The organism is Amycolatopsis sp. NPDC003676, assembly GCF_053587275.1.
On sequence record NZ_JBSFNS010000217.1, the window covers coordinates 1 to 4,090 of the forward strand.

5 protein-coding genes are annotated in these 4,090 nt (G+C 70.0%); 1 reads left to right on the forward strand and 4 read right to left on the reverse strand.

Annotated features, from left to right (window positions below; all coding sequences use genetic code 11):
• The 4 genes from ACWDNU_RS44810 to ACWDNU_RS44825 all read right to left on the reverse strand — a co-directional run.
• Nucleotides 1-528 (reverse strand): SCO family protein (locus ACWDNU_RS44810; protein ID WP_449673327.1); only part of this gene is annotated, 528 nt, incomplete at its 3' end.
• Between the two features lie 55 nt (nt 529-583).
• On the reverse strand, nt 584-1,522 hold the full coding sequence (locus tag ACWDNU_RS44815; protein ID WP_370935108.1) for a LysR substrate-binding domain-containing protein: 939 nt from the start codon (nt 1,520-1,522) through the stop codon (nt 584-586).
• Nucleotides 1,523-1,567: 45 nt separating this feature from the next.
• Nucleotides 1,568-2,041, reverse strand: coding sequence for a DUF6130 family protein (locus tag ACWDNU_RS44820; RefSeq protein WP_449673328.1), 474 nt, complete (start codon nt 2,039-2,041; stop codon nt 1,568-1,570).
• A gap of 114 nt (nt 2,042-2,155) precedes the next feature.
• Nucleotides 2,156-3,676, reverse strand: coding sequence for a tannase/feruloyl esterase family alpha/beta hydrolase (locus ACWDNU_RS44825; protein WP_449673329.1), 1,521 nt, complete (start codon nt 3,674-3,676; stop codon nt 2,156-2,158).
• A 113-nt stretch (nt 3,677-3,789) separates the two neighbouring features.
• On the opposite strand from ACWDNU_RS44825, the gene ACWDNU_RS44830 reads away from it, so the two are divergent.
• On the forward strand, nt 3,790-4,090 hold a 301-nt coding region (locus ACWDNU_RS44830), incomplete at its 3' end, for an AAA family ATPase (protein ID WP_449673330.1).

Sequence of the window (4,090 nt, forward strand, 5' to 3'; positions counted from 1 at the left end):
CTTGACGGTGGCGGCGATTTCCTTGCTGTCCACCGTATCCGCGAAGTGTGCGAGGTAGTCGCCTTCGGGCCCCATGAGGAAGGTGAACGCGCTGTGCGGCACCCGGTAGCCGTCCGGTTCGTCGACGCGGCGGGCGTGCACGTGATACGCCTTCTTCATCGACTCGATTTCCTCGGCGGGCCCGGTCAATCCGGTGATCCGCGGGTGCCGCGCGGAGAGAAACGCGTGCATGGCCTCCGGGGTGTCGCGTTCCGGATCGACCGTCACATAAAGGGCCTGCACGCGATTCGCGAGCTCGCCGAGTTCTTCGAGCGACTGGTCGATCCGGGCCAGCGCGGGCGGGCACACGGTCTCGCAATGCGTGAAGCCGAAAAAGACGATGAGGTATTTGCCGAAATAGGACCGCTCGGTGACCGCGGTGCCGGAATCGTCGATCAGCCGGAAACTTCCGCCGACTGTCGGAACCGGGCGCACAATGGTCGCCGAACCGGAACCGGGAGGGGTGCAGCAGGAGGAATTCATTTCCATGACTCCCAAGCTAGGAGCCCTGGCCATGCCCGTCCAATGCCGCGTTGGTACTGCGCTATGTCGGTTGGGTATAGCCGATGGTCTTCCGGATCTCGGCCGCCGCCTCGTCCAGCTTGCGCATCATCAGCAGCATCGTCGGGGTGAGCTGCCTGCCCGCGGGCAGCGTGACGCCGACCGATTCGACGATGCCGAGGTCGATCGGCAGCGCGGCCAGGCCCGGTTCGGTGTCGGCGACCAGTTGCGGCATCACGACCAGGGTGTCGGTCTCCAGCGCGATGGCGCGCACGGCCAGGAACGAACCGCATTCGATGCGGTTGGCCGGGGTCGAGAGGCCGCGGCCGAGGAGATGTTCTTCCAGCTGGCGGCGCTGCGGGTTGTCGGCGGGCGGCAGCGACCAGAGTTCGCCGATCAGATCGGCGATCGTGAGCCCGGGCCGCCGGTGCGCGGGATGCTCGCTGCGCGCCACCACGCGAGCGGGTTCGTAGTAGAGGTGGTGCTGGCGCAGCCGGTCGTTGTTCGCCGGTTCGAGCGTGCCGACGACGAGGTCGACGTCGCCCGCGAGCAGCGCCTCGTACAGCGCTTCCGGGCCGCCGTGCCGGATGATGACGGTCAGGTCGGGGGCGACGGCTTTCACGCGCGCGACCGCGCGGGGCAGCAGCACGCTCGCCCCGGCGAGGAAGGCGCCGATCGTGACGGTGCCGGCGTGGCCGTCGACCAGCTCTTCGAGATGCCGCCCGGCCTGGCGGAGTTCGGCGAGCACTGCGCGGGCGTGGTCGACGAAGACCTCGCCGAACAGCGTCGCCGTCATCCCGCGCGGGCCGCGTTCGAACAGTTCGACCTTGAGGATCGACTCGAGCTCGCGCAGCCCGCGAGTCAGCACCGGCTGGGTGATGTGCAGCCGCTCGGCCGCGGCGACCAGCGACCCGTGCTCGGCGATCGCCACGACATACCGCAGATGCCGCAGCTTGAGCCTGCCGTCGGCGAGGTCGGTCATCCGGAACGCTCGGCTGTTCGCATGCGCCCGATTCTGCCGGTCCGCTCAGTGGTGGCCGCCCACCGGCACGACGAAACTGACGGTTTTGCTGTCCAGGACCTTGTGCGTCGGGTCGGCCAGCCCGATCCACACCTTGTGCGGGCCGGGCGGCAGCGCCTGGATGATCAGCGGTTCGCCGCTGCCGTCGGCCCAGTGCCACGGCGCGTCGTCGACCGTGACGTGGATGTGGCCGATGCGCGGGGAAACGTCGAGCGCGGCCGGGCCGTAGACCGGGACGATGCGCAGGTTCTCCGCCCGGTAGCGCAGGACGACCAGGCCCTTCGCGAGTTGTTCCGGCAGCGGTGCGTCGACAACGAGTGCGGGCGGCGGCTGCGACGGTAGCGGGACGACGGGCGCGGGCGGCCACCCCGAGGCCGCGAGAGGGGGAGGGGCGGCGGGCGGAGGGGCCGCCGCGGCAGAGCAGGCGGTCGTGAGCAGGACAACCGAACCGAGTGTCACGGTGCGAAAGAAGTGAGGCATAGCAAGAAAACTAGGTCGCTGTTGATCATCTTCGCGTCGGTCGGCCGACCGAATCGCTGTACGTCATAAGGGAAGTGCCGTGCGTGCCGCTGGGGTCGGCACGCACGGCACAGGTCAGCGGCAGCGGTAGCTGGACGCCACAGCCGGGTCGCCGTAGCCCTTGTACCGCGAGACCCGCGGGTATGCGCACAGGTCGCGGGTCTGCTTCCCGTCCGCGGTCGCGGCTGCCAAGGTGGCCGGGGCCTTGCCGTGCTCGACCCAGTCGACCAGCGCGCCGAGCGGGTTCGTCGGCGCCGCGCCCGTCCCGCCGCCGCAGTGTTCGACGCCGGGGGCCAGGAACAGCCGGTAGAAGTCATTCACCCGGTGGGAGCCGCCCATCGCCTGTTCGACCTCGGCGCGGTAGCGCAGCGTGCCGCCGGGCGGGATGAGCTGGTCGTCCGAGCCGACGAAGGTCAGCAGCTTGCCGCCGGTGCGGCGGAAGGCCGACAGGTCCGGGTCGGCGGTGCCGATGACGTCGTCATACTCGCGCACCGACTGGCGGAACACCTGGGCGAACTGGGCGTAGGTGAGCTTCGAGGCGTCGAAATCGGCTTGCTTGGCGACGAACGACTGCACCCACTTGACCGCCACCGGGAACCCGGTGGCGTACGGGCTGTCGCCGGTGCCGGCCAGCCAGGCGAAATCGGCGCCCTTCGGGAGGCCGTCCCACAGCTTCCGGCCGCGTTCGTCGGTCGGCCCGGCCCAGATCTTGCGCATGACGTCGGCGTCCTTGGCCGTGACGGTGACTTCCTTTCCGTCGCAGACGACCTTCGTGCCGATCAGGCTGCGCGGGTCGTAGCTGCACTCGTCCGGCCGGTCGATGATGCCGTTCTTGACGCCGTCGTTCGCGTCGCAGGCCTTGACCGCGGCCTGCCGGAACGCGCTGAAGACACAGGGGCTCGGGAAATCGTGCTCCTGGTTCATCACGATCTGCGGCCAGAGCGTCGCGACCGCGAACTGCGTCCAGTGGACCGCGGGCGCGTTCGCCAGGATGCCGTCGAAGTCGCCGGGGTAGTTCTGCGCTTCGGAGTAGCCCTGGCGGCCGCCGGTCGAGCAGCCGTTCCAGTACGAATAGGTCACCGGCCGGTGGTAGAACCGCTGCGTGACGTCCTTGCCGATCAGCGCGGCCTCGTGCACCGAGCGGGTGGCGAAGTTCGTCAGCAGCGGCCGGTTGACCTGGCCGGGCGCGGTCAGTGCCCACGAGGTATCGAGCCCGGTCAGCACGCCGGCGTCGGTGGTCACGCCCGCGTAGCCGTCCTTGGCGGCCTGGGCCAGCGGTGCGCCGAAGTCCCCGGCGGCGTATGCGCTGCCGCCGACCGCTTGGAGCCGTCCGGTCCATCCGGTTTGCGGCAATGCCACGGCGACCTTGACGTGGTCATTGGCCCCGGGGTGGGTGAGCGTGACGGTGATTTCGCAGTAGCCGGGCTTCGGGTCGGCCTGCACCGATTCGACTTTCGCCCCGCTGGGCGCGGTGACTCCGGTGGTGGCGCAGGCGGCGGGCTCGGCCGCGGCGGCGCTGGGCGCGAGCTGGGTGACGGTGGTCACCAGCAGCGCCGCGAGCGGCAACGCCGAGAGAAGGGTTCGGGTGCGTCTCATCGCTTTCCTTTGTGGAGGGTCGCTTTCGCCTGAAACTAAGCCGCTCGCAGCCGTCTCCGCGCCCGTCGGACGACGCCGTCGACGTACGTCGTCTCCCGGTATCGTCAGGGATCATGACGCTGCACGGACGGGACGCCGAGCTCAAGGAGCTGACCGAACTGGTCGACGGCCCGGAAGGACGCGTCGGCGTCCTCATCCGGGGCGAGGCTGGCATCGGGAAGTCCGCGCTGGTCGCCGCCGCCTCGGCCGCCGCTTCGGTCGCGGGGATGCGGGTGCTGCGGACGGCCGGTGCCGAGGCCGAGCAGGATTTCGCCTACGCCGGGCTGCACCAGTTGCTGCACCCCGTCCGCGCGGGCGTCGCCGAGTTGCCCGCGCCGCAACGGGCGGCTTTGGAGACCGCGCTCGGGCTCGCGG